Raw genomic sequence first — 25426 nt, 5'->3', positions numbered from 1 at the left:
CGCCGCCCCCGCGGCGCCCGGCGGACAGCCGGACGCACGGGTCCCGGTGGCGACCCGACACAATGGGGGGATGACGGACTCCCTGGCTGACCCCCACCTCCGCCATCCGGCGGCCACCGCCGCCCCTGGAGACGGAGGCCGGCGCGACATCGTGATCCTGGGCTCCACCGGTTCGATCGGCACCCAGGCCATCGACGTGGTGCTGCGCAACCCGGACCGCTTCCGGGTGACCGCCCTGTCGGCGGCCGGCGGCCGGCTGGGCCTGCTGGCCGAGCAGGCCCACACCCTCCGGGTGCGCACGGTCGCCCTCTCGCGGAAGGACAAGGTGCCCGCGCTGCGCGAGGCGCTGGCGGAGCGGTACGGGCCCGGGGAACCGCTGCCGGAGATCCTCGCGGGGCCGGACGCGGCGACCGAGCTGGCCGCCTCCGAGTGCCACTCGGTGCTCAACGGCATCACCGGTTCCATCGGCCTGGCGCCCACCCTCGCCGCCCTGGAGGCCGGCCGGATCCTGGTGCTGGCCAACAAGGAATCGCTGATCGTCGGCGGACCGCTGGTCAAGGCGGTGGCCCGGCCCGGCCAGATCGTGCCGGTGGACTCCGAGCACTCGGCCCTGTTCCAGGCGCTGCTCGGCGGCGCCCGCGGGGAGGTCCGCAAGCTCGTCGTCACCGCCTCCGGCGGCCCCTTCCGCGGGCGCACCCGGCACGAGCTGGCCCATGTCACCCCCGAGCAGGCGCTCGCCCACCCCACCTGGGACATGGGCCCGGTGGTCACCATCAACTCCGCGACCCTGGTCAACAAGGGTCTGGAGGTGATCGAGGCGCATCTGCTCTTCGACGTCCCGTTCGAGCGGATCGAGGTCGTCGTCCACCCGCAGTCCTACATCCACTCCATGGTGGAGTTCACCGACGGATCGACCCTCGCCCAGGTGAGTCCGCCGGACATGCGGATGCCGATCTCGCTCGGGCTGGGGTGGCCGGACCGGGTCCCCGACGCCGCCCCCGGCTGCGACTGGACCAAGGCCGCCACCTGGGAGTTCTTCCCGCTGGACACCGAGGCCTTCCCCTCGGTCGGACTCGCCCGGCAGGTCGGCGGCCTCGGCGGCACCGCCCCCGCCGTGTTCAACGCGGCGAACGAGGAGTGCGTGGACGCCTTCCTCGCCGGAAAGCTGCCCTTCACCGGCATTGTCGATACGGTCGCCGAAGTGGTGGGCGAACACGGCACCCCCGCCCGGGGAACCCGACTGACCGTCGCGGACGTCCTGGAAGCGGAGACATGGGCCCGTGCTCGCGCCCGTGAACTGACCGCCCGCGCGGCGCAAGCGACAGCGATCCCGGAGGCTCGTGTATGACGACACTGATGACGGTCCTGGGGATAGTCGTCTTCGTCCTCGGACTGCTGTTCTCCATCGCCTGGCACGAACTCGGCCATCTCTCCACGGCCAAGATCTTCGGCATCCGGGTCCCGCAGTACATGGTCGGCTTCGGGCCGACGATCTTCTCCCGCCGGAAGGGCGAGACCGAGTACGGCATCAAGGCGATCCCGCTCGGCGGCTACATCCGCATGATCGGGATGTTCCCGCCCGGCGACGACGGGAAGATCGCGGCACGCTCCACCTCGCCGTGGCGCGGGATGATAGAGGACGCCCGGTCGGCGGCGTTCGAAGAGCTGCAGCCCGGTGACGAGAAGCGGCTGTTCTACACCCGCAAGCCGTGGAAGCGCGTCATCGTGATGTTCGCCGGGCCGTTCATGAACCTGGTCCTCGCCGTGGTGATCTTCCTCGGGGTGATGATGACCTTCGGCATCAACACCCAGACCACCACCGTCGGCACCGTCTCCAAGTGCGTGATCAAGGCGTCCGCCGACGTCGACACCGACAAGTGCCCCAAGGGCGCCGAGGACTCCCCGGCCAAGGCCGCGGGGCTGCTGCCCGGGGACCGGATCATCGCGTTCAACGGTCACCCCACGCCCGACTGGAGCACCCTGCAGGCGGACATCCGGAACGGCATCGGCAAGGCCACCATCACCATCGAGCGCGACGGGCAGCGCAAGGACCTGCACGCCGTCCTCGTCGAGAACGAGGTGGCCAAGACCGACGGGCGCGGCGGCTACGTGGAGGGCGAGACCGTCAAGGCCGGCTTCCTCGGCTTCACCCCGGCCAGCGGTGTGGTCAAGCAGTCCTTCGGCGAGTCGGTGGACCGGATGGGCAACATGGTCGAGGACGGGTTCGACTCCCTGATCGCCCTGCCCTCCAAGGTCCCCGACCTGTGGGACGCGACCTTCGGCGACGGCGAACGGAAGGCCGACTCCCCGATGGGCGTGGTCGGCGCGGCCCGGGTCGGCGGGGAGATCCCGCACCTGGACATCCCGCCGTCCCAGCAGGTGGCCACCATGCTCTTCCTGGTGGCGGGCTTCAACCTGTCGCTCTTCCTGTTCAACATGCTGCCGCTGCTGCCGCTGGACGGCGGGCACATCGCGGGCGCGCTGTGGGAGTCGCTCCGCCGCCATCTCGCACGTCTGTTCCGGCGGCCCGATCCCGGCCCGTTCGACGTGGCCAAGCTGATGCCGGTCGCCTACGTGGTCGCGGGCATCTTCATCTGCTTCACCCTGCTGGTCCTCATCGCCGACCTGGTGAATCCGGTGCGGATCACCTGACCGGCGGGGCGGCGGTGTGCGACGGCCGGGCGGGCTCCCCGCCCGGCCGTCGCCGTACCCGGCCGTCGCCATGCGGGTGACGGCCACCGACCTACCGGGAGCGATGTGCTGGGCACCGGCCCGGTGCCGTAGTCTCGAATCCCGGAGCCCGCCGATATCGGGACCATGATCCATAGCCTTGGGGTTGCTCGCCAGATGACTGCCATCTCGCTCGGAATGCCGTCCGTACCGACCAAGCTCGCGGACCGCCGGGTCAGCCGCAAGATCCAGGTCGGATCGGTCGCCGTCGGAGGTGACGCACCGGTCTCGGTCCAGTCGATGACCACCACGGTGACCGCGGACATCGGCGCGACCCTGCAGCAGATCGCCGAGCTGACCGCGTCCGGCTGCCAGATCGTGCGGGTGGCCTGCCCGTCCCAGGACGACGCGGACGCGCTGCCGGTCATCGCCAGGAAGTCGCAGATCCCGGTGATCGCCGACATCCACTTCCAGCCGAAGTACGTGTTCGCCGCGATCGACGCCGGCTGCGCGGCGGTCCGGGTGAACCCGGGCAACATCCGGCAGTTCGACGACAAGGTCAAGGAGATCGCCAAGGCGGCCTCCGACGCCGGGGTGCCGATCCGGATCGGCGTCAACGCCGGGTCGCTCGACAAGCGTCTGCTGGAGAAGTACGGCAAGGCCACCCCCGAGGCGCTGGTGGAGTCCGCGCTGTGGGAGTGCTCGCTGTTCGAGGAGCACGGCTTCCGGGACATCAAGATCTCGGTGAAGCACAACGACCCCGTCGTGATGGTGAACGCCTACCGCCAGCTGGCGGCCCGCTGCGACTACCCGCTGCACCTCGGCGTCACCGAGGCCGGCCCCGCCTTCCAGGGCACCATCAAGTCCGCCGTCGCGTTCGGCGCGCTGCTGAGCGAGGGCATCGGCGACACCATCCGGGTCTCGCTCTCCGCGCCGCCGGCCGAGGAGGTCAAGGTCGGCATCCAGATCCTGGAGTCGCTGAACCTGCGGCAGCGCCGGCTGGAGATCGTCTCCTGCCCGTCCTGCGGCCGGGCCCAGGTGGACGTGTACAAGCTCGCCGACCAGGTCACCGCCGGCCTGGAGGGCATGGAGGTCCCGCTGCGGGTCGCCGTGATGGGCTGCGTCGTCAACGGCCCCGGCGAGGCCCGGGAAGCCGACCTGGGAGTGGCCTCCGGCAACGGCAAGGGCCAGATCTTCGTCAAGGGCGAGGTCATCAAGACCGTCCCCGAATCCAAGATCGTCGAGACCCTCATCGAAGAGGCGATGAAGATCGCCGCCGAGATGGAGCAGGACGGCATCGCCTCCGGCGCCCCCGAGGTCAGCGTCGGCTGACCGGCGCCCCGGCCCGGCCGGCGCCACCCGCGGGCCGGGTGCCCGCCCGGCCGCGCCCGGTGCCCGTCCGGCGCCGGGCCCACGGGCCCCGCACCACGCGGACGCCCCGGCCCCGCCGACCGGCTCACGGCCCGGCCGGCCGGGCCGGCGATCGCGCACCCCGGCGGGGCATCACCCCGCCGGGGTGGCGATGTACAGTGCGGGAACCGAGTCCCTTGACGGCCTTCCGGCCCGCGACGGTGAGGCAACCGACACGTGCTCACGACCACCACCCGCGTTCTCGAGCCCGCCGAGCTCGAAGCGGCGCTCGCGGTGCTCGACCGCGACCCGGTCTCCAACGCGTTCGTGACCGCCCGGGTCCGGGCCGCGGGCCTCGACCCCTGGCGGCTCGGCGGCGAGATGTGGGGCTGGTACAGCGGGGGAGAGCTGGAATCCCTCTGCTACGCGGGCGCCAACCTGGTCCCCATCTGCGCCACCCCCGAAGCGGTACGCGCCTTCGCCGAACGGGCCCGCCGCTCCGGCCGCCGCTGCTCCTCCATCGTCGGCCCGGCCGCCACCACCGCGAAGCTCTGGTCCCTGCTGGAGCCCAGCTGGGGCCCGGCCCGCGAGGTGCGCGCCCGCCAGCCGCTGATGGTCACCGACACCATGCCCGCCGACATCACCCCCGACCCGCTGGTGCGCCGCGTCCGCAAGGACGAGATGGACGTCATCATGCCGGCCTGCGTGGCGATGTTCACCGAGGAGGTCGGGGTCTCCCCGCTCGCCGGTGACGGCGGACTGCTCTACCAGGCCCGGGTGGCGGAACTCGTCGGCGCCGGCCGGTCCTTCGCCCGGGTCGAGAACGGCCGGGTGGTCTTCAAGGCCGAGATCGGCGCGGCCACCCCGCACGCCTGCCAGATCCAGGGCGTCTGGGTGGCGCCGGAGCACCGCGGCCGCGGCCTCTCCGAGACCGGCATGGCGGCCGTCCTCGGCTACGCGCTCGCCGAGGTCGCCCCGGTCGTCAGCCTGTACGTCAACGACTACAACCTCCCCGCCCGCGCCGCCTACCGCCGGGTGGGCTTCCGGGAGGTCGGCGCGTTCATGAGCGTGCTGTTCTGATCCGCCGCCCGATCGGGCCCCCGCCCAGTAGGGTGCCGCCATGGAAGACGTCGTCGTCGGGCCGCTGGACCTCGCCGCACGGGTGGACGACGCCCTCGCCGTGCAGGCCGTCGCCTTCGGGCTCACCGAGGAGGAGGTCGGCGTACGGCGCCACATCGTGCTCCGCCACCTGACCAACCCCGGCGCCCGCGCCCTCGGCGCCACCACCGCCACCGGCCGGCTGGTGGGCTTCGTCTACGGCATGCCCAACGACCGCACCCAGTGGTGGTCCACCGTCGTCGAGCCGTACCTGCGCGCCGCCGGCTGCGCCCACTGGCTGGAGGACTCCTTCGTCGTCACCGAACTCCACGTCCACCCGGCCTTCCAGAGCCGCGGCATCGGCCGGCGGCTGATCACCGCCCTCACCGACGGCGCCGGCCAGCCGCGCTCCATCCTCTCCGCCATCGACACCGAGAGCCCGGCCCGCGGGCTCTACCGCACGCTGGGCTACCGCGACCTCGCCCGGCCGGTCCACTTCCCGAGCGCGCCCCGCCCCTACGCGGTGATGGGCGCGCCGCTGCCGCTGCTGCGGTGAGGCGCGCCCGCCGGGCGGCGCCCGCGGGGTCCCCCGGGACGGTTACCCGTTTCCGGTTCTCCGACCGCGGCGGCTAACCTCCTGCCATTCCCTCTCGCACGCAGGAGACACGCACCCCATGGCCCACGCCGCTCACGCCCTCCGCGCCCAGCGCCTGTCCACGATGATGCTGAAGACGCTGCGCGACGACCCGGCCGACGCCGAGACCGCGAGCCACAAGCTGCTGGTCCGCGCCGGATACGTGCGCCGCACCTCGGCCGGGGTGTGGAGCTGGCTGCCGCTCGGCAAGAAGGTCCTGGAGAACGTCACCCGGATCGTGCGCGAGGAGATGGACGCCATCGGCGCCCAGGAGGTGCTGCTGCCCGCGCTGCTGCCCCGCGAGGCGTACGAGGCGAGCGGCCGCTGGGACGAGTACGGCGACCTGCTGTTCCGGCTGAAGGACCGGAAGGGGGCCGACTACCTGCTCGGCCCCACCCACGAGGAGATCTTCACCCAGACCGTGAAGGACCAGTGCACGTCCTACAAGGACCTGCCGGTGATCCTCTACCAGATCCAGACCAAGTACCGGGACGAGGCGCGGCCCCGCTCCGGGGTGCTGCGCGGCCGCGAGTTCCAGATGAAGGACTCCTACTCCTTCGACACCACCGACGAGGGGCTGGCCGAGTCCTACCGGCTGCACCGCGAGGCCTACCGGCGGATCTTCGCCCGCCTCGGCCTGGACTACCGCATCGTCTCGGCCGTCTCGGGTGCGATGGGCGGCTCGGCCTCGGAGGAGTTCCTGGCCCCGGCCGCGGCCGGCGAGGACACCTTCGTGGACTGCCCGAACTGCGACTACGCGGCGAACACCGAGGCCGTCACCACCATCGTGCCGCCGGTCGAGGGCGCTGAGCACGGGCCGGTCGAGGAACTCGACACCCCGGACACCCCGACCATCGAGACCCTCGCCGAGCACCTCGGCGTCCCGGCGTCCGCCACCCTGAAGAACCTCCTGGTCAAGGTGGACGGAGAGATCACCGCGGTGGGCGTGCCCGGCGACCGCGAGGTGGACCTCGGCAAGCTCGCCGAGCACCTGGCCCCGGCGACCGTGGAACTGGTCACCGCCGAGGACTTCACCGACCGCCCCGACCTGGTCCGCGGCTACGTCGGCCCGCAGGGCCTGGCCGGCAAGGCGTTCCGCTACCTCGCCGACCCGCGGGTCGCCCCCGGCACCGCCTGGGTGACCGGCGCCAACAAGCCCGACACGCACGCCAGGAACGTGGTCTGCGGACGGGACTTCGAGGTCGACCGGTACCTGGACGTGGTCGTGGTGCGGCCGGGCGACCCGTGCCCCGAGTGCGGCGCGGGCATCGAGCTGGACCGGGCCATCGAGATCGGCCACATCTTCCAGCTCGGCCGCAAGTACGCCGACACCTTCCAGCTGGACGTCCTCGGCCAGAACGGCAAGCCGGTCCGGGTCACCATGGGTTCGTACGGCATCGGCGTCTCCCGCGCGGTGGCCGCGCTGGCCGAGCAGACCCACGACGAGGCCGGGCTGTGCTGGCCGCGCGAGGTCGCGCCGGCCGATGTGCACGTAGTGGCCGCGGGCAAGGCGCTGCAGACCGAACTCGCCCTGGAGGTGGGGGAGAAGCTGGCCGCGGCCGGGCTCCGCACCCTGGTCGACGACCGGGCCGGGGTCTCCCCGGGGGTGAAGTTCACCGACGCCGAACTGATCGGTGTGCCCACCATCCTGGTGGTGGGGCGCGGCGCGAAGGACGGTGTGGTCGAGCTGAAGGACCGGCGCACCGGCGAACGCGAGGAGCTTTCCGTCGACGACGCGGTGGCCCGGCTCACCAACTGAGCCTCCGCCGCCGGCCGCCGGGCCCCGCCCGCGCGGCCGGCGGTGCGGGTGGGCGTCTGCTCCGGTGCGGGCGGGCGCCTGCCTCGGCGCGGGCGGGCGCCTGCTCCGGCGCGGGCGCCGCGTGCGGTCCCGGGCCGCCGGGCCGCCCGATGGAGCGCGGCGCGACCCGCCGGGGTGGGCCGGAGCACGGACCGGTGTGCCGGGCCGCGGCGCCGGACCCGCCCGCGGCCGCCGGGGCCGCGGTCCCGCGCCCCCTCCCCGGCCGCCCCGGCGGCGGACTCACAGCCAGCCCGCGAACTCCAGCAGCAGTTCCCCGCGGGCCCGTTCGCCCGCCGCGAGCCGGCGCATCCCGCTCTCCGCGGCCCGGTACAGCGCCCAGCCGCGCAGCCGCTCCCGGTCCACCTCCAGCGAATCGGCCAGCCGGGTCACCCGGCGGCGGAGCACGGCGGCCGGCCCCGAGCCCGCGGCCACGTCCTCGAACCGGTCCAGCACCAGCCGCGCCAGGTCGTAGGCCCGCTCGCCGACCAGTGGCGCCGGGCCGACCGCCAGCCACGGCGCGCGCTCCCCGGCCAGCACCTTGCCCTGCCGGAAGTCGCCGTGCAGCAGGAACTCCTCGGACGCGTCGGCTACCAGGGCCGCCCGCAGTTCCAGCGCCTCGTCCAGCACCGGACGCGCCTCCGCGGCCGACCGCCCCGCGTCCGGCGAGCGCAGTATCGGCACCGCGTCGCCGGTCACCTGGGCCACCGAGCGGAACGGGTGCCCGGCACCGGGTTCCACCCACAGCCGGCGGATGGTGCCCGCCGCCTCCAGTACGGCCTTCGGCTCCGGCAGCGACCGCAGCGACACGGTGCTCTGCAACCGCTCCAGCAGCAGCGCCCCGGTGTCCGGGTCGGCGCGCAGCAGCCGCACCGCGCCCCAGCCGTCCCACCGCTCCAGCGCCGCCCGCTCCAGCCCGGACCCCGGCCCCGGTGCCGGGAGCTTCAGCGCCGCCGGGCCGCCGTCCGACCCCGTCACCAGGACGACCATGCTGCCGCGACCGCCCGGGGCCACCACCCGTTGCGGTGTCAACTCCCAGCGCTCCGACTGCCGCCGCGCGGTCTCGGGCAGGGCCGTGAGCCATTCCCGGGCAGCCTCGTCGGGGACCTCGCCCCATGCGTTCAGCAGCCGCTGCGGCGGGTGGAGGGGGGCCGTACCCTGGCCGTCTGGCTGCGGTCCTGCTGCCATTCCCGAGCTGTCCCCTTGTCCTGTTCGATCGTCCGTCGTCGGTCGTGCGTCGGTGGTGCGTCGTCGGTCGTGCGTCGGTCGTGCCGTCGTCCGGCGGTCCGCGGAGCCGCGCTCCTCGGCGGCGGAGTCCGGCCGCCGTGCTCTCCCGTCCGGGTGCCGTGCGCACCCTCCGGTGCCGTCCGGCCCCGGACCGCCCGCCGCGCGGCCGGCCGGCGGCCCCGGCACGCTCCGGTACCCCGGCCGGTGCCGAGGGTCAGCCGCCGCCCGTCGGCGCCGGTCACCCGCCCCCGTTCACAGCGTCCCCGGCGCACCGGTCGGTGTCGCCGAGGCCCCGGGCGCGGTCAGGCGCTCCGCGAGCCCAGGGAAGGCTACGCCGTCCCCGCGCCAGCGCACCCCTCGGACCGCCGCTTCGCGCAGCGCCCCGGCCGCCTCCCGGCGCAGCGGACCGTCGGCGGCCCGCACCAGGTCGGCGTACACCGCCGCCACCCGGTTCTCCAGCTCGGCGGCGAGCCGGACCGCCGCGGCGGCGTCCGGCACCGGGAACGGCAGCGCGTAGGCGGGTGCCGCGGCGACCGGGTCGCCGCCCAGTCCGCGCACCGTGCGGCGCAGCGCGTCCCGGCGCGCACGGTGCGCCGCGTAGCCCTCCCGCGCCTCGCGGAGCCGGTCGTCCCCGATCCGTCCGCCGACCACGCCGTAGCCGTACACCGCGGCGTGTTCGGAGGCGAGGGCCGCCTGCGCGGCCTCCAGCGGCCCGGTGCGGCGGGTGGCCGGCCGGTGTCGGGTGTCGGTCATGTCAGTGTCCCTTCCGGCGGTCCGTGCGGGGCCCCGCGGCCGGGCCCGCCGCTTCGCGCGGCGGCCGGCGCCCTGGTGCCGGCCGCGGTCCTCCGGCGTCTGTCGTCCTCATCAGCGGCCCTCGGTGAGCAGATAGGCGTGGGCGGCGCCGCAGGCCGCGACGGAGGCCAGCAGACGGGCGAACTCGCCGGGCGCGCCGGCCAGCGCCGCGGTGCGCGCGTCGGCGGTCTCCCGCTCGGCCCGGGCGAGGGCCGCCAGGGCCTCCTCGGGCCGTTCCGGCACCGGCTGCGTCCGCCGCGGGGCGGGCGAGCCGGACGCCGCCGGCGGGGAGGCGCCGGCGGTTCCGGGGGACGGCGCCGCCGGGCCGCCGCCGTCGGTGAACGCCGCGAGGTGACGGGCGGTCTCCTCGCGCAGCGGGCGCAGCCGTCCGGCGAGTGGCGGGTGGGCCGCGATGGTCGCGTCGTACCGGGCCAGCAGCGCGGTGCTCTCGCGGCGGGCGCGGACCCGCAGCCGGTCGAGGGCGGAGGGCCGCCCGGCGCCGTCGGTCCGCGGTCCGGACGCGTCGGAGCAGCCGGCCAGCAGCGCCACGGCGCCGGCCGCGCCGCCGGCCAGCATCAGGTCTCGTCTGCGCGGGCCGTCAGGGTCCCGCTGATACGTCGTGAGCGGCACGGTCCTCTTTCCTCGCGGTCCTCGCGGTCCTCGCGGTCCTCGCGTTCTCAGCGTTCTCGGCGTGCTTCGCGTCCGGCCCGCCCCGCCCGCGGCCGGCCCACTCGGTGTCAGGTGGCCTGTTCCGGACGGGTCGTCGGGGCCGGGGCGGTGCGGGGGCGTCCGGGCGGCGGGTTGCGGCGGTCGGGGTGGAAGCGAACGGGACGGGCCGGCGCCGGGCGTTCCGGGCCGCGGCCCGGGCCCGGGCCGGGCCCGGTCGTTCCGGTGCGTTCCCCGACCGTTCGCCCGGTGTTCCGGGAGAACCGTCGACGGAGTGATCACCGCAGGCGAGCGTACCCAGCCCGCGGGCGAGCGCCGTGCCGCCCCCGCCGCAATCCTCCGCAATCGCCCGTGCGCCCCCGTTGAGCAGCCGAATCGTCAGCCGCCCGCGGGAACGGATAGGCTTTGACCCGACACGCGACCTTCCACAACAGCACACGCGGCCGAGGAGTCACCCGGATGAGCACCACCCAGAGCGAGAGGCTGCGCGGACTGCTGGAGCCGCTGGTCACCGCCCGAGACCTGGATCTGGAAGAGGTCGAGGTGACACCGGCCGGAAAGCGCCGTGTGCTGAGGATCGTGGTCGACTCCGACGAGGGCGTGCAGCTGGACGCGTGTGCCGAGCTGAGCCGGGCCGTGTCGGAGCAACTCGACGCCACCGACGCGATGGGCGCGACCCCGTACGTCCTGGAGGTCACCTCGCCCGGCGCCGACCGGCCGCTGACCGAGCCGCGGCACTACCGCCGCGCCACCGGGCGGCTGATCAGGGCGCGGCTCGCCGAGGGCGGCGAGCTGGTGGCGCGGATCGTCGCGGTGGACGACGAGGGCGTGGACCTGGAGGTGCCGGGGGTGAAGGGGCGCAAGCCCACCGCCCGGCGGCTGTCCTTCGGCGAGATCGCCAAGGCCCGGGTGGAGATCGAGTTCAACCGGAAGCCCGCCGGGCAGCAGGCCGACGGCGGCGAGAACGACAACGAGAACGACGAGAGCAAGGAGGAGGCGTAGCCGTGGACATCGACATGAGTGCCCTGCGGGGTCTGGTTCGGGAGAAGGAGATCTCGTTCGACCTGCTGGTCGAGGCGATCGAGTCGGCCCTCCTCATCGCCTACCACCGCACCGAGGGGAGCCGCCGCCGGGCCCGCGTGGAGCTGGACCGGGCGAACGGCCATGTGACCGTGTGGGCGACGGAGGACCCCGCGGACCTGCCGGAGGGCGAGGAGCCGCGGGAGTTCGACGACACCCCGTCCGGATTCGGCCGGATCGCGGCGACGACGGCCAAGCAGGTCATCCTGCAGCGGCTGCGCGACGCCGAGGAGGAGATCACCTTCGGCGAGTACGCGGGCCGGGAGGGCGACGTCGTGGCCGGCGTCGTCCAGCAGGGCAAGGACCCGAAGAACGTGCTGGTCGACATCGGCAAGCTGGAGGCCATCCTGCCGGTGCAGGAGCAGGTTCCGGGGGAGGAGTACACCCACGGCACCCGGCTGCGCACCTATGTGGTCCGGGTCGTCAAGGGTGTCCGCGGCCCCTCGGTGACCCTGTCGCGGACCCACCCGAACCTGGTGAAGAAGCTCTTCGCGCTGGAGGTGCCGGAGATCGCGGACGGCTCGGTGGAGATCGCCGCGATCGCCCGGGAGGCCGGACACCGCACCAAGATCGCCGTGCGCTCCACCCGTTCGGGTCTGAACGCCAAGGGCGCGTGCATCGGCCCGATGGGCGGCCGGGTCCGTAACGTGATGGCCGAACTGCACGGTGAGAAAATCGACATCGTGGACTGGTCGGACGACCCGGCGGACCTGGTGGCGAACGCGCTGTCGCCCGCCCGGGTGAGCAAGGTCGAGGTGGTGGACCTGGCGGCACGCTCCGCCCGGGTCACCGTCCCCGACTACCAGCTCTCCCTCGCCATCGGCAAGGAAGGGCAGAACGCCCGCCTCGCGGCGCGGCTCACCGGCTGGCGGATCGACATCCGGCCGGACACCGAGCAGCCCGCTGGTCAAGGCTGAAACAAGACGGTCGCGTCGAAAATGACTCGACAGCGAAGTTATAACGAGTAACCGTTCGATCACTCCCCCGCAGGGGTGAGGTCGCTGCGGGGAGGTAGACTGAAGCAGTGTCTGGCCGGACGTGTGCCCGCGTATGCCCTGAGCGCACCTGTGTGGGATGCCGGGAGCGAGCGGCCAAAGGCGATCTGCTGCGCACCGTGCTGGTCGAGGGCGTCTGTGTCCCCGACCGACGCGGTACGCTGCCCGGCCGGGGTGCCTATGTGCACCCCGCAACGGTCTGCCTCGATCTGGCGGTCCGCCGCCGGGCCTTCCCCCGGGCCCTCAAAAGCCCGGGACCGCTCGACACCGCGGCCTTGCGCCGTTACATCGAGCAGTCTGCGCGGGCAGAGCAGACGGCACCGTGAGAAGCAGGAAAGAAGAACGGCACGGGTCAACCGTGCGGTCAGGTACCTCGCGAGTCGGAAGTAGGTCGAGATTGCGATGAGCACTCGATGAGTACGCGATGAGTACGCCCATGAAGTAGCGACGGTCCGGCGGTAACCCGGACCTAAAAGGAGCGAAGTGGCTAAGGTCCGGGTATACGAACTCGCCAAGGAGTTCGGTGTGGAGAGCAAGGTCGTCATGGCCAAGCTCCAGGAACTCGGTGAATTCGTCCGTTCGGCGTCCTCGACGATCGAGGCGCCGGTTGTACGCAAGTTGACTGACGCTTTCCAGGGTGGCGGCTCCGGCCGCGCCGCCGGTAAGCCCTCGGCGCCGCGCAAGGCGCCTTCCCCCTCGGCTGGACGTCCGGGCGGTGCCCCGGCGCCGTCCCCCTCGCCTTCGGCGGCCGCCCCGGCCCCGTCGGCGCGTCCCGCCGCGCCCAAGCCCGGCGCCCCCGGCCCCCGGCCGGCAGCGCCCGAGGCACCCAAGAGCACTCCGGCCGCGGGGCCGACCCCCGGCCCGCGCCCGGCGCCCGGCCCCAAGGCCCCGGCACCCGGCCCCAAGCCGGGACCGGCGGCCCCGGCGCCGGCCCAGCCCGAGTTCACCGCCCCGCCGGCGGCTCCGCAGGCCCCCCGGCCCGCCGCCGCCAAGCCGGGCGGCGGCCAGGCCCGGCCCGGTGCCACCCCCGGCCCGCGTCCCGGCGGCCGTCCGGGAGCGCCCGGCCAGGGCCGTGACCAGGGCCCCGGCGGCCGTTCCGGCGCGCCGCGTCCCGGCGGTCAGGGCGCGCCGCGCCCCGGCGCCCGTCCGGCCGGTCCCCGTCCGGGCAACAACCCCTTCACCTCCGGCGGCTCCACCGGTATGGCGCGCCCGCAGGCGCCCCGTCCCGGCGGCGCTCCCCGTCCCGGCGGCCAGGGCGGCCCCGGCGGCCCGCGTCCGCAGGGCGCCGGTCAGGCCGGTCCCCGTCCGCAGGGTCCCGGCGGTCCCCGCCCGACCCCGGGCGGCATGCCCCGTCCGCAGGGCGGCGCCGGCGGCCCGCGTCCCGGCGGCGGCCCCGCCGGCCCGCGCCCGAACCCGGGCATGATGCCGCAGCGTCCGGCTGCCGGTCCGCGCCCCGGTCCCGGTGGCGGCGGTCGCGGTCCGGCCGGTGCCGGTCGTCCCGGCGGCGGCGGTCGTCCGGGTGGCGGCGGCGGTTTCGCCGGTCGTCCCGGTGGCGGTGGCGGTCGTCCCGGTGGTGGCGGCGGTTTCGCCGGCCGTCCCGGTGGCGGTGGCCCCGGCGGCGGTGGCGGCGGCTTCGGCGGCCGTCCCGGCTTCGGTGGCCGTCCCGGTGGTCCGGGTGGCCGCGGTGGCACGCAGGGTGCGTTCGGCCGTCCCGGCGGTCCGGCGCGTCGTGGCCGCAAGTCCAAGCGGCAGCGTCGCCAGGAGTACGAGGCCATGCAGGCCCCGTCGGTCGGCGGCATCATGCTGCCGCGCGGCAACGGTGCGACGGTTCGCCTGTCGCGCGGTGCCTCGCTGACGGACTTCGCGGAGAAGATCGGCGCCAACCCGGCGTCCCTGGTCCAGGTCATGCTGAACCTGGGCGAGATGGTCACCGCGACCCAGTCCGTCTCCGACGAGACGCTGGAGCTGCTGGCCGGCGAGATGAACTACGTCGTCGAGATCGTCAGCCCGGAGGAGGAGGACCGCGAGCTTCTCGAGTCCTTCGACATCGAGTTCGGCGAGAACGAGGGCGGCGAGGAGATGCTCGTCGCGCGTCCGCCGGTGGTGACCGTCATGGGTCACGTCGACCACGGTAAGACCCGCCTGCTGGACGCGATCCGCAAGACCAACGTGGTCGCGGGCGAGGCCGGTGGCATCACCCAGCACATCGGTGCCTACCAGGTCTCCACCGAGGTCAACGACGAAGAGCGGCGCATCACCTTCATCGACACCCCGGGTCACGAGGCGTTCACCGCCATGCGTGCCCGTGGTGCCAAGTCGACCGACATCGCGATCCTGGTGGTCGCGGCGAACGACGGCGTCATGCCGCAGACGGTCGAGGCGCTCAACCACGCCAAGGCGGCCGACGTGCCGATCGTCGTCGCGGTCAACAAGATCGACGTCGAGGGTGCGGACCCGACCAAGGTGCGCGGTCAGCTGACCGAGTACGGCCTGGTGGCCGAGGAGTACGGCGGCGACACCATGTTCGTCGACATCTCCGCCAAGCAGGGTCTGAACATCGACAGCCTGCTGGAGGCCGTGGTCCTCACCGCGGACGCCGCGCTGGACCTCCGGGCCAACGCGGAGCAGGACGCGCAGGGCATCGCGATCGAGGCCCACCTCGACCGCGGCCGCGGCGCCGTGGCCACCGTGCTGGTCCAGCGGGGTACGCTCCGCGTCGGTGACACGATGGTGGCCGGCGACGCGTACGGCCGGGTCCGCGCCATGCTCGACGACAAGGGCAACAGCGTCGAGGAAGCGGGTCCGTCGACCCCCGTCCTGGTGCTGGGTCTGACCAACGTCCCGGGCGCCGGCGACAACTTCCTCGTCGTCGACGAGGACCGTACGGCCCGCCAGATCGCCGAGAAGCGCGCGGCGCGCGAGCGCAACGCGGCCTTCGCCAAGCGCACCCGCCGGGTGTCCCTCGAGGACCTCGACAAGGTGCTCAAGGCCGGCGAGGTGCAGCAGCTCAACCTCATCATCAAGGGCGACGCGTCCGGTTCGGTCGAGGCGCTGGAGTCTTCGCTGCTCCAGCTCGACGTGGGCGAGGAGGTCGACATCCGCGTGCTGCACCGTGGCGTGGGTGCGGTCACCGAGTCCGACATCAACCTCGCCTCCGGCTCCGACGCCATCGTGATCGGCTTCAACGTGCGCGCCGAGGGGCGTGCCACCCAGATGGCCGAGCGCGAAGGCGTGGACGTCCGGTACTACTCGGTCATCTACCAGGCGATCGAGGAGATCGAGGCGGCCCTCAAGGGCATGCTCAAGCCGGAGTACGAGGAGGTCGAGCTCGGCACCGCGGAGATCCGCGAGGTCTTCCGCTCGTCCAAGCTCGGCAACATCGCGGGTGTGCTCATCCGCTCCGGCGAGGTCAAGCGGAACACCAAGGCCCGCCTCATCCGCGACGGCAAGGTCGTGGCGGAGAACCTCACCATCGAGGGTCTGCGCCGCTTCAAGGACGACGTCACCGAGATCCGCGAAGGCTTCGAGGGCGGTATCAACCTCGGAAACTTCAACGACATCAAGATCGACGACGTCATCGCGACCTACGAGATGCGGGAGAAGCCGCGCGGCTGAGCCGCACACGGCTGAGCGTCGAGACGCGACAGAGGGTTCGGGGCCGGTCGGCGGAGAGTATTTCCGTCGATCGGCCCCGGCCGTTGCGTGTACGGTTCTGATGTCGCTGCCACGTCATGGCAGGGCACGGACGAGGCCCCACAGGTGGCTTGACCTGTTGCATATGTATGTAGGGACGCTGTCCTTCGACATCCTCCTCGGCGACGTACGGTCGTTGAAGGAGAAACGCTCCGTCGTCCGCCCGATCGTCGCCGAGCTCCAGCGCAAATACGCGGTGAGCGTGGCGGAGGTGGGCGACCAGGACCTCTACCGCCGGGCCAGGATCGGCGTGGCGGCCGTGTCCGGGGACACGGAGCACCTCACAGACGTACTCGACCGCTGCGAGCGCCTCGTCGCCGCGCGGCCCGAGGTGGAGCTGCTGTCGGTACGGCGGCGGTTCCACGGCGACCATGACGACTGAGGTCGGCAGGGCGTCGGAAGCACAATGGCGGAAGAGAAGAAGGAGACGGACCAGTGGCCGACAATGCGCGGGCGAAGAGGCTGGCGGACCTCATCCGGGAGGTGGTCGCGCAGAAGCTGCAGCGCGGCATCAAGGACCCGCGGCTCGGCTCGCACGTGACGATCACCGACACCCGGGTCACCGGTGACCTGCGGGAAGCGACCGTCTTCTACACGGTCTACGGTGACGACGAGGAGCGGGCCAGCGCGGCCGCCGGCCTGGAGAGCGCCAAGGGCATCCTGCGCTCGGAGGTCGGACGTGCGGCGGGCGTGAAGTTCACCCCCACGCTGACCTTCGTGCCCGACGCCCTGCCGGAGAACGCCAGGACCATCGAGGACCTGCTCGACCGGGCACGGGCCTCGGACGCCCAGGTCCGCCAGGCGTCCTCCGGTGCCGCCTACGCCGGTGACGCGGACCCCTACCGCAAGCCGGACGAGGACGACGAGGACGGCGCGACCGCGGAATGAAGCGTGCCGGAACCGGGCCGGACGGTCTTGTCGTCGTCGACAAGCCGTCCGGCTTCACCTCTCATGACGTCGTCGCCAAGATGCGCGGCATGGCCCGCACCCGCCGGGTGGGGCACGCGGGCACCCTGGATCCGATGGCGACCGGTGTGCTGGTCCTCGGGGTCGAGAAGGCCACCCGGCTGCTCGGCCACCTGGCGCTCACCGAGAAGGAGTACCGGGCGACCATCCGCCTCGGCCAGACGACGGTGACGGACGACGCCGAGGGCGAGGTCACCGCCTCGGCGGGCGCCGCCGGGCTCGACCCCGACGCCGTGGCGGCCGGAATCGCCGGGCTGACCGGCGAGATCCAGCAGGTGCCGTCCAAGGTCAGCGCCATCAAGATCGACGGGAAGCGGTCCTACACCCGGGTCCGGGAGGGCGAGGACTTCGAACTGCCCGCCCGGCCGGTGACCGTCTCCTCGTTCGTGCTGCACGAGCGCCGGGAGACCGAGGCGGCCGACGGCACCGCGGTGCTCGACCTCGACGTCACCGTGGTCTGCTCCTCCGGCACCTACATCCGGGCGCTCGCCCGCGATCTGGGGGCCGGGCTCGGCACCGGCGGGCACCTCACCGCCCTGCGCCGCACCCGGGTCGGTCCGTACGGTCTGGACGCCGCCCGGACCCTGGAGGAGCACCAGGAGGCGCTGGCGGTCATGCCGATCGCGGACGCGGCCGCCGCGGCGTTCCCCCGCTGGGACGTCGACGCGGAACAGGCCCGGCTGCTGGGCAACGGGGTGCGGATCGCCACCCCCGGCCTCCCGGCCGGCCCGGTGGCGGTCTTCGGCCCCGACGGCCGGTTCCTCGCGCTGATCGAGGAGCACGGCGGCAAGGCCAGGAGTCTGGCCGTCTTCGCCTGACCGGTGCCCCGCGGCGGCACCGGAAACCCCCCGCCCCACCGAGCCCACCCGGCCCGGTGGGGCGGTTCCGTTCCGTGCTCCCTGCCCCCTGCCCCGTGCCCTGTGCCGCGTGCCCTGTGCCGCGCCTCCGTGCCCCGTGCCCTGTGCCGCGCCTCCAGGCCCCGCCGCGGCCCGTTCCGCGCGCCTCCGAGCCCGTTCCGTGCGGCCTCAGCGACCCGTTCCGCGCGGAATCCGCGGCCCGTTCCCGTGGCGCTCGCGAACGGGCCGCGCGGGCGGCCGCGGAGGCGTTCGCGCGGGGTGGCCGGGAGCCCGTCGCACGGGTCGGTGGCGAGGGCCGCCCGGCCGGCGTCGGGTGGGTGCCGGAGCCGCGGGACCCGGGACGGGCACCCACCACGGGTGGCCGGAACTCGACGGTTCGCCTCCCGAGTGCCCATCCGCTCCGAGGCGCAGATTCACCCCATCGTGCAGGCGCTCGAAGTGAACCGTGGGGGTGCAGGGGGGCGCGTTCGCTGTGGGGCCTGTCCCGCTGATCAACAGCTGCCTACCGTCGGAACGGAAGGGGCACAAGGGTACGAACCCGTGCGCGATCACAGAGCGGAGGCGGGTGCGGGATGACGACGGCACCGGACGGTGTGGACCGGGCGCTGGTGCGCATTCGCGACCTGGCCGGACGCCCGCGCGGCATCGGCTTCCTCGCCGACGACCACGGCACCCTGGTCACCAGCCACGAGACCGTGGACGGCCTGGCCCGGCTGGTGCTGAACACCGCGTGCGGCCTGACCCGGCTGGTCGAGGCCGACGCGGTCACCGCCCTCCCGGAAGCCGATCTGGCGCTGGTGCGCACCGAGGGCCTGCCGCTGCCGCCGCTCCCGGTCGCCGCGGCCGGCACGGTGCCCGCGGACACCGCCGTGCTGCTGTGGGCCGACCGGTGGCTGGCCGCCCGGGTGGCCGGCACGGCGCCGGTCACCTACGCCGCCACCGACCGCTTCCGGCTGATCGGCGCCGCCCTGGAACTGACCCTGCCCGACGGCGGGGGAGCGGCACCGGCCGCCCCGGGGACGGGGCTGGGCGGCGGAGCGGCCGGCGGCCCGGTCCTCGACGCGCACAGCGGCGCCGTCGTCGCGGTCCTCGGCACCGCGCTGCAGACCGGACACCGGGCCGGCGTGTTCGCCGTCCCGCTGCGCGCGACGGCGGCGGACGACCCGGCCGGTCCGCTGGCGGCGCTGCTGCACCGCAACGGCGGCACCGTGCCCGCCTACGGCCCCGACCTCAACCTCGCGGGCGCGCTGCGGCTCACCGTCACCACCCGCACCCGGACAGAACCGGCAGGCGGCGCCTGGGACGCGGCACGGGCCGGCGAACCGGTCGACTGGCGGCCGATCTGCTCACCGGGCGCCGGCGGCCCCGACCATGGCGGGGCCGAAGGCAGCCGCGCCCGGGACGGCGCGCCCCCTGACGACCCGTACGGCGCGCGGGCCGGCCGCCGCCGACACCGGCCCGGCGGCCTGCGGGCGGGCGGCGCCCGGGGCCCGGCCACCCGTCCGGAGACACCGCCCCGGGCACGGCCGGGCGCCCCCGCGCGCCCCCGGCCGGCCGCCTCGGCGGACCACCAGGCCCCGGGCGGGCCGCCGGACTTCCAAGGCGCCCCGCAGACCCCGGACGGCCCCGGCGCGGCGCCGAGCGCCTGCCGCCGCGGCGCCACGGAGGACGGGACCGCCCCGACCGGCGGTGCCACGGCCGCCGACCGCCCGGGCGGTCGGCCACGGGCCGCGGGCGACGCCGGACCGGACGGCATCCCCCCGGCCCCGCCCGGGCGCGGCGCCCGGCCGGACCCCGTGGAACGGCCCGCGATCAGCAGGGAGTTCGAGCGGTTCTCCGAGGACGAGCACGCGGTGGTCCTCGGGCTGGTCGGTGACCCGGGCACCGGGCGGACCACGGAACTCGCCGCACTCGCCGACCGGCGGGACCGCGGCCCCGAGCCCGCCCCCACGGTCTGGCTGCGCGGCGCCGACCTGCGGGCCGAGGACCGGAGCCTGCGGGACGCGGTGGTCCGGGCGCTGGCCGCCGCGGGCCGCGTGGTCGCCTCGTCCGGCTCCGCCGTCCTGGTCGGCGACCTGGCGGCGGTCACCCCGGAGGCGGTCGCCGCATCCGCCCGGGGCGCCGGCCGCCCGCTGTTCGTCCTGCTCGACGCCCCCGAGGAGATGCCGCCGCCACTGGCCCACCGGCTGGCCGAGTGGACCTGGGGCACCGCCGCCTGGCTGCGCGAGGCCGATGTCCGGCTGGTCATCGGCTGCCGCCCGGAACACTGGGAGCGCGCCGGGGCACTCTTCCCGCACGGCAGCCTCTACCGGCCGACCCGCCGGCCCGCCGGCGGGCGCTCCACCGGGGAACCCCGGCCGCCCGCCCCGGCCCGTCCGCTGCCCGACTGCGTACGGCTGGACGACCTGACGCCCCGGGAGGCGGAGCGGGCCCGGGCGTACTACGGCCTGCCCGAGGACGCCCTGACCGACCGGGACGCCCGCCATCCGCTGGCGCTCCGCCTCCTCGCCGAGGTCCGCGCCGCGCTGCCCGGCCCCGGGCCCGGGTCCGGTGAGCCCAGCCGGGCCGGAGCCGCCCCGGGTGAGGTCCCGGCCACCGGTCCGGGCGCCGCCCGGCCGCCCGGCGGGGACCATGGGCCGGCGGCCGGCCGGGGCCGGGAGCAGACGGTGGAACGGGAGCAGACGGTGGAAGCGGGCGGGGCCGCCACCGGCGGGGCGGCGGCGGCCGGGTGCGGCGCGGAGGCCGCGCACCCGCCGGTCACCGGCCGCTGCCCGGCCGCCGGGCCGCGGCGGGGGGACCGGGAGCCGTGGGCCCCGGCCGGCCGGGCCGCGCCCCCGGACCGGTGGGAGATCTTCGCCGCCCACCTCGACCTGGTCTGCCTGCGGATCGCCGTCCGGCTCGTCGCCGCGGAGAGCCCCCCGGTGCGCGGCCCGGTGGTGCGCCGGCTCGCGGCGAAGGTGGCCGGCCAGGTCCATGAGGCGGCGCGCCGCTGCCTGGGCCCGGGACAGGGGGAGCTGGACCGCGGGACCTTCGAGGAACTCTTCCCCTGGCGCACCGGCTGGGCCTCGGCGGTGCTCACCGAAGAACTCCTGGTGCCGGCCGGCACCGGCTACCGCTTCGCGCACGAGGAGTTCGCGGACTGGCTGCAGGGCATGCACCTCGACCTGGAAGCGGCCCTGTACGCGCTGGTCCACCGCGGCGCGGCGCGCCGGAGGCGCGGGGAGCGGCCGCGCGCACGCGGCCCCGAGCGGTCCGTGGCGGACGGAGGCGTTCGGGACCGGGCCGCCGGGGCCCGCAGCGGCCTGGACCGGCACGTGGCGGACGGGGACGGCCCGGACTGGCAGGCGGTTGCCGGGGACGGCCCCGAGCGGGCCGTGGCGGACGGGAGCGGTCGGGATCGGCCTGTGGTGGTCGGGAGCGGTCCGGACCGCCACGCGGAGGCCGGGAGCGGTCGGGATCTGCTCGTGGAGGCCGGTGCCGGGTCCGGATGGCCCCGGCAGGTGGGGGACGCGGAGGGCTGGCCGCTGCCGTGGCCGGCGGTCGCCGACCACGCCCTCGCCGCCGACCATGACGTCCCGGGCCGTGCGCACACCGGCCCCGGTACACCCGCCGACCCGGTCTCGCCGGAGCCGGACCGCTTCGACGCGGCCGCCCCGGACCCGGTCGGCGCCGCCGCCCCGGCCGCCCCCGTCGCCCCGAGCCGGACCCCGGTCGGCCCCGCACCGGCCCACCCCGGGCCCGGGCCGAAGTCCGGAGCCAGGTCCGACGATGGCCTGATCATGGACCCCTGGGCCATGGAGCCGTGGATCACCACCGCCCCCGCCCGCCCGTACGGCGGGGCCCGCACCGCGGCCGCCGCACCGACCGCCCCGCCGGCCGGCCCTGGGAGTGGGACGCCGGGCCCGGCCCGCGGGTGGGCCCGGGTGCCCCGGCAGCCCGCGGCCTCCGACGCCACCGCCCCGCCCGCCCGCGTCCCCGCCCCCGACCGGTCGGACCCGGCCGCCGTCTCCCACCCCCGCTCCGGCCCGGCGCCCGCTCCGCTCATCGGCCCCGCGACCGGCCCGGTGCCCGACCCCGCCGATGAGGCCGGCGCGGACGAGTGGCGTCCCCGGCCCGGCCCCCGGCCGCTGCCGGTACCCCGGCACCGCATCGGGCCGGTGGTACAGGCGATGCTGCTGGCCGGCCGGCGGCACGGCCCCGCCGCGCTCGGCCGCCAGCTGGCCGGGCTGGCGGCGGTGGTGGTGCGCTCCGCCGGCCCTGACGGGTGGGCCCCCGGCGCCGAGGCGACCGGACAGCACCCGGACCCGGCCTGGTGGGCGGCGCACCTCCTGGGCGAGGTGCTGCTGCGGGTGGAGCGGGCCACCCCGTACCTCGACGTACTGACGGAGCTGGCAGAGCGGTTCGCCGAGCGGCCCGCCAACGGGCGCCGGACGGCCGGGCCGGGGGCGGCGCCGGACGTGCCGGAGGAGTTCGGGCCGTGGTTCTGGTCGCGGCTGCCGCTGAGCACCGAGGACCGGCTCGAACTGCTCCGGCTGCTGCTGCCCGCGGACGGACCTCCGCCGTCCCCGGTCCCGCCCGCGCCCCGGGTCCCGTCCACGGCCCGGCCCGGTCCGCGGTCCGCCGCAGACCCGGAGCGCGACGGGCCCCTCGCCGCCCGCCCGCCGGACCGCTTCCTGCCCGCCGTGGCGGCGCTGCTCGCCGCCGACCCGTGCACCGTCCAGCCGCTCCTGTGCCGCTGGTTCACCGACGAGCGCCCACTGGCCACCGCCGGGGCGCCGGCGCCGAAGCCCCGGCCCACCGTCGCGGCGGCGGCCCAGGCACTGCTGTACGCCCACCGCCACCGTGCCGTGGACGATCTCGTCGAAGCGCTGGTCGACGCCGCGCACCCGCGCGCCGAGGAACTGCTCGGCGCACTCGCGGAGGACGAGCCGTCCGCGATGTGCCGGGCCGTGGACCGCTGGGCCCACGACGAGCGGCCGGAGCGCCGGGCCGCCGCCGCGACCTACGGGCCGCCGACCGCCGAACGCGCGGCCACCCACACCGACCGCGGGCTGCTGCGGCGGGCCGCGCTCGCCCTGCTCGCCCGCCCCGCCGAGGGCCCGCTGCACGGGGTCGCCCTGGCCCTGCTGGTGCGGGACCCGGCGACCCGGCCCGGCCATCTCCCCCAGGCGCTGGAGCTGTTCGTGGCCGGCCATCCGCACCTGCCGCCGTCCGCGCTGCTCGCCGCGGTGGAGACGCACCCGGAGCCGGTCCTGGAAGCCTTCCGGACCCGCATCCACGGCGACGGCCCCGCGGTGGGCGAGGCGCTGCGGGAGCTGGCCCGGATCCGCGACCCGGAGCCGGCCCGGCGGGTGGTGGCCCTGGTGCGCGAGCTGATCGACCGGCGGCCACGGGGCGCCCGGTACGCGGCCGAGTTCGTCGACCGCCGGCTGGAACAGGGCCCGGCGGTCCGCGCGGACCTCTATCCGCTCGTCCTGGACATGGTGCGCGAGCGCCCGGCGCAGGTCCGCCGGGCGCTGGCCCCGGTGCTCGCCGCGCCCGGCACCCCGCTCTCCCGGCCGCTCCGGGCCGAACTGCTGGAGGTCCTGCTGGAGCACGAGCGGTACGGCGCCTACGAGGAGCCCGGCACCGGCTGCGGCAACGCCGCGGTGCTGGAGGCGCTGCTGCGCGCGGCGGCGGACGGGGCGGCGGAGCGCGGCGAAGCCCGCACCCGCGACCTGGTGCACCGCACCGGCATGCTGCTGGCCCGTACCCAGGAGGGCGCCGGCTGCTTCGACCGGTGGCTGGTGCAGCTGGCGCGCGAGGTCCCCGGTTTCGCCCGGCTGGTGTGCGGCTGGGTGGAGACCGCGCCCGAGGAGTGGACGGCGGTGATCGGGGCGGGGGCGCGGCGCGAGTGCGAGCTGCTGGCGCGGAACGGTCCGCAGGCGCTGCCCGGCCGTCTCCTGGAGACCGCGGTTCCGCTCCGCCCTGGGCCGTCCCGCGCGCCGGGCGGGTCGTCCCACGCCTCTTCCGTCAGATGAGTGACGCTCGTCGCACCGCGACGGGGCTGGCCGATGCCGGCCCCGGGCCGTGGGCATGGCAGTCTTAGACCTGCGTTATTCACAGACAGAAGTTCGGGCGAGGAGCGGGCACAGTGCAGCGCTGGCGTGGCTTGGAGGACATCCCCGAGGACTGGGGACGCAGCGTCGTCACCATCGGCTCCTACGACGGGGTCCACCGCGGGCACCAGCTGATCATCGGCCGGGCGGTGGCGCGCGCCCGCGAACTGGGCGTACCGGCGGTCGTGGTCACCTTCGACCCGCACCCGAGCGAGGTCGTGCGCCCGGGCAGCCATCCACCGCTGCTCGCGCCGCACCACCGGCGCGCCGAGCTGATGGCGGGCCTCGGGGTCGACGCGGTGCTGGTGATCCCGTTCACCCCCGAGTTCTCGCAACTCGCACCGGGGGACTTCGTGGTGAAGGTCCTGGTCGACAAGTTGCACGCGCGCCTGGTGGTGGAGGGGCCGAACTTCCGTTTCGGCCACAAGGCGGCCGGAAACGTCGCCCTGCTCCAGCAGTTGGGCACCACCTACGACTACCAGGTCGAGGTCATCGACCTGTACGAGCGCGGGGCGGCCGGCGGTGGCGAGCCGTTCTCGTCCACCCTGACCCGCAGGCTGGTCGCCGAGGGCGATGTCGAGGGCGCGACGGAGGTCCTGGGACGCCCGCACCGCGTCGAGGGCGTGGTGGTGCGCGGTGCGCAGCGCGGGCGTGAGCTGGGCTACCCCACGGCGAACGTGGAGACGCTCCCGCACACCGCGATCCCGGCCGACGGCGTCTACGCCGGCTGGCTGACGGCCGCCGGGGAGCGGATGCCCGCGGCGATCTCCGTCGGCACCAACCCGCAGTTCGACGGGACGGAGCGGACCGTCGAGGCGTACGCGATCGACCGGGTCGGACTCGACCTGTACGGCCTGCACGTCGAGGTGGAGTTCCTCGCGTACCTGCGCGGTCAGGAGAAGTTCGAGTCGATCGACGCGCTGCTGGAGCGCATGGCGATCGATGTGAAGCGGGCGCGTGAACTGGTCGAGGCGGCCGACGGGGCCGCCCGCCCGGTCACCGGCGACACCGGCGCCGCGAAGCCCGCCGACGGCGAGTGACGGTCGGCCGGGCCCCACGCCCGGCTCCGTCGCCGGACGTTCGCCGGGCCTCCGGGCCTTCCGGCTCTCCGGCTCCGTACCGGGACCTCCGCCTGGCCACCGGCCTCGGCCTTCCCTGACTTCGCCGAGCCTCCCGGTCCCCGGCCTCGGCCCGCCGGCCTTCCGGCTTCGTAGCGGGACGTTCGCCAGGCCCCCGGCCCGTCGGCTGCGGGCTTCGTAGCCGGACGTTCGCCCGGCCCCGGCCCCGGCCCCGTCCCCGGCTTCGTCGCCCGGCGTTCCCCTGGTATCCGGCTCCCGGCGCCGTAGCCGGACGTCGCCCCGGCCCCGGCCGCCCGGTCCGTGCGGTCCGCCGTGGGCGGCCGGCCACCCCGGCGTACCGGCCCGACAGTCGGCCCGCGGCCTCCCGGACGACCCCCGCGGCCGGCCGGCCCGCCGCGTAGGCACCGACCGGTCGCCGAGGAGACG

The 25426-nt window shown here is 75.4% G+C and carries 18 protein-coding genes; 15 read left to right on the top strand and 3 right to left on the bottom strand.

The window, feature by feature from the left end:
- The first annotated feature begins 70 nt into the window (after positions 1-70).
- The 6 genes from dxr (at position 71) to ACH4B3_RS00190 (ending at position 7511) form a co-directional block, all read left to right on the top strand.
- Complete coding sequence (gene dxr, locus ACH4B3_RS00215) at positions 71-1348, top strand: 1-deoxy-D-xylulose-5-phosphate reductoisomerase (RefSeq protein WP_398460452.1); 1278 nt, start codon at positions 71-73, stop codon at positions 1346-1348.
- The gene (locus ACH4B3_RS00210; protein WP_398460451.1) at positions 1345-2652 is read left to right on the top strand and encodes a M50 family metallopeptidase; all 1308 of its coding nucleotides are present in this window, start codon (positions 1345-1347) and stop codon (positions 2650-2652) included. Before dxr ends, ACH4B3_RS00210 begins: the two co-directional genes overlap by 4 nt.
- 195 nt (positions 2653-2847) lie before the next feature.
- Positions 2848-4002: a flavodoxin-dependent (E)-4-hydroxy-3-methylbut-2-enyl-diphosphate synthase gene (gene ispG, locus ACH4B3_RS00205; protein WP_398460450.1), complete on the top strand. Its 1155-nt coding sequence runs from the start codon at positions 2848-2850 to the stop codon at positions 4000-4002.
- Between the two features lie 255 nt (positions 4003-4257).
- Positions 4258-5100, top strand: a complete 843-nt coding sequence (locus ACH4B3_RS00200; protein ID WP_398460449.1) for a GNAT family N-acetyltransferase — start codon at positions 4258-4260, stop codon at positions 5098-5100.
- A 40-nt stretch (positions 5101-5140) separates the two neighbouring features.
- Entirely contained in the window at positions 5141-5674 is a 534-nt protein-coding gene (locus ACH4B3_RS00195; protein ID WP_398460448.1) for a GNAT family N-acetyltransferase, read from the top strand.
- Positions 5675-5792: 118 nt separating this feature from the next.
- Positions 5793-7511, top strand: coding sequence for a proline--tRNA ligase (locus ACH4B3_RS00190; RefSeq protein WP_398460447.1), 1719 nt, complete (start codon positions 5793-5795; stop codon positions 7509-7511).
- 279 nt (positions 7512-7790) lie between these two features.
- Here the strand turns inward: ACH4B3_RS00190 and ACH4B3_RS00185 are convergent, their stop codons facing one another.
- The 3 genes from ACH4B3_RS00185 to ACH4B3_RS00175 form a co-directional block, all read right to left on the bottom strand.
- Positions 7791-8735, bottom strand: a complete 945-nt coding sequence (locus ACH4B3_RS00185; RefSeq protein ID WP_398460446.1) for an aminoglycoside phosphotransferase family protein — start codon at positions 8733-8735, stop codon at positions 7791-7793.
- 291 nt (positions 8736-9026) lie between these two features.
- Positions 9027-9527 carry a ferritin-like domain-containing protein gene (locus ACH4B3_RS00180; RefSeq protein WP_398460445.1) on the bottom strand — a complete coding sequence of 167 codons (501 nt, stop codon included), beginning with the start codon at positions 9525-9527 and terminating at the stop codon, positions 9027-9029.
- 111 nt (positions 9528-9638) lie between these two features.
- Positions 9639-10196 (bottom strand): hypothetical protein, encoded by a 558-nt coding sequence (locus ACH4B3_RS00175; RefSeq protein WP_398460444.1) that lies wholly within the window; start codon positions 10194-10196, stop codon positions 9639-9641.
- A gap of 495 nt (positions 10197-10691) precedes the next feature.
- Here ACH4B3_RS00175 and rimP point away from each other — a divergent pair, with 495 nt between their 5' ends.
- The 9 genes from rimP to ACH4B3_RS00130 all read left to right on the top strand — a co-directional run bounded on the left by rimP (position 10692) and on the right by ACH4B3_RS00130 (position 24961).
- Complete coding sequence (rimP, locus tag ACH4B3_RS00170) at positions 10692-11234, top strand: ribosome maturation factor RimP (protein WP_398460443.1); 543 nt, start codon at positions 10692-10694, stop codon at positions 11232-11234.
- Between the two features lie 2 nt (positions 11235-11236).
- Positions 11237-12229, top strand: coding sequence for a transcription termination factor NusA (nusA, locus tag ACH4B3_RS00165; protein WP_398460442.1), 993 nt, complete (start codon positions 11237-11239; stop codon positions 12227-12229).
- Positions 12230-12336: 107 nt separating this feature from the next.
- Positions 12337-12633, top strand: a complete 297-nt coding sequence (locus ACH4B3_RS00160; RefSeq protein ID WP_398460441.1) for a YlxR family protein — start codon at positions 12337-12339, stop codon at positions 12631-12633.
- 157 nt (positions 12634-12790) lie between these two features.
- The gene (infB, locus tag ACH4B3_RS00155; protein ID WP_398460440.1) at positions 12791-15922 is read left to right on the top strand and encodes a translation initiation factor IF-2; all 3132 of its coding nucleotides are present in this window, start codon (positions 12791-12793) and stop codon (positions 15920-15922) included.
- A gap of 163 nt (positions 15923-16085) precedes the next feature.
- Complete coding sequence (locus tag ACH4B3_RS00150; RefSeq protein WP_398461530.1) at positions 16086-16382, top strand: DUF503 domain-containing protein; 297 nt, start codon at positions 16086-16088, stop codon at positions 16380-16382.
- A 53-nt stretch (positions 16383-16435) separates the two neighbouring features.
- Complete coding sequence (gene rbfA / locus ACH4B3_RS00145) at positions 16436-16888, top strand: 30S ribosome-binding factor RbfA (protein ID WP_398460439.1); 453 nt, start codon at positions 16436-16438, stop codon at positions 16886-16888.
- On the top strand, positions 16885-17784 hold the full coding sequence (truB, locus tag ACH4B3_RS00140) for a tRNA pseudouridine(55) synthase TruB (protein WP_398460438.1): 900 nt from the start codon (positions 16885-16887) through the stop codon (positions 17782-17784). The genes rbfA and truB overlap by 4 nt, the downstream gene beginning before the upstream one ends.
- Positions 17785-18395: 611 nt before the next feature.
- A complete protein-coding gene (locus ACH4B3_RS00135; protein WP_398460437.1) occupies positions 18396-23843 on the top strand; it encodes a hypothetical protein in 5448 nt (1815 codons plus the stop codon).
- A gap of 113 nt (positions 23844-23956) precedes the next feature.
- Complete coding sequence (locus tag ACH4B3_RS00130) at positions 23957-24961, top strand: bifunctional riboflavin kinase/FAD synthetase (RefSeq protein WP_398460436.1); 1005 nt, start codon at positions 23957-23959, stop codon at positions 24959-24961.
- The last annotated feature ends 465 nt before the right edge of the window (positions 24962-25426 follow it).

This window comes from Streptomyces sp. NPDC018031 (assembly GCF_044327625.1).
GTDB lineage: Bacteria > Actinomycetota > Actinomycetes > Streptomycetales > Streptomycetaceae > Streptomyces.
This window is presented reverse-complemented; position numbering and strand designations above follow the sequence as displayed.

Bases quoted from the DNA above. Each gene is read 5' to 3' on its own strand.
- dxr (WP_398460452.1), top strand. From the start codon at position 71: ATGACGGACTCCCTGGCTGACCCCCACCTCCGCCATCCGGCGGCCACC.
- ACH4B3_RS00210 (WP_398460451.1), top strand. From the start codon at position 1,345: ATGACGACACTGATGACGGTCCTGGGGATAGTCGTCTTCGTCCTCGGA.
- ispG (WP_398460450.1), top strand. From the start codon at position 2,848: ATGACTGCCATCTCGCTCGGAATGCCGTCCGTACCGACCAAGCTCGCG.
- ACH4B3_RS00195 (WP_398460448.1), top strand. From the start codon at position 5,141: ATGGAAGACGTCGTCGTCGGGCCGCTGGACCTCGCCGCACGGGTGGAC.
- ACH4B3_RS00190 (WP_398460447.1), top strand. From the start codon at position 5,793: ATGGCCCACGCCGCTCACGCCCTCCGCGCCCAGCGCCTGTCCACGATG.
- ACH4B3_RS00185 (WP_398460446.1), bottom strand. From the start codon at position 8,735: ATGGCAGCAGGACCGCAGCCAGACGGCCAGGGTACGGCCCCCCTCCAC.
- ACH4B3_RS00180 (WP_398460445.1), bottom strand. From the start codon at position 9,527: ATGACCGACACCCGACACCGGCCGGCCACCCGCCGCACCGGGCCGCTG.
- rimP (WP_398460443.1), top strand. From the start codon at position 10,692: ATGAGCACCACCCAGAGCGAGAGGCTGCGCGGACTGCTGGAGCCGCTG.
- ACH4B3_RS00150 (WP_398461530.1), top strand. From the start codon at position 16,086: ATGTATGTAGGGACGCTGTCCTTCGACATCCTCCTCGGCGACGTACGG.
- truB (WP_398460438.1), top strand. From the start codon at position 16,885: ATGAAGCGTGCCGGAACCGGGCCGGACGGTCTTGTCGTCGTCGACAAG.
- ACH4B3_RS00135 (WP_398460437.1), top strand. From the start codon at position 18,396: ATGACGACGGCACCGGACGGTGTGGACCGGGCGCTGGTGCGCATTCGC.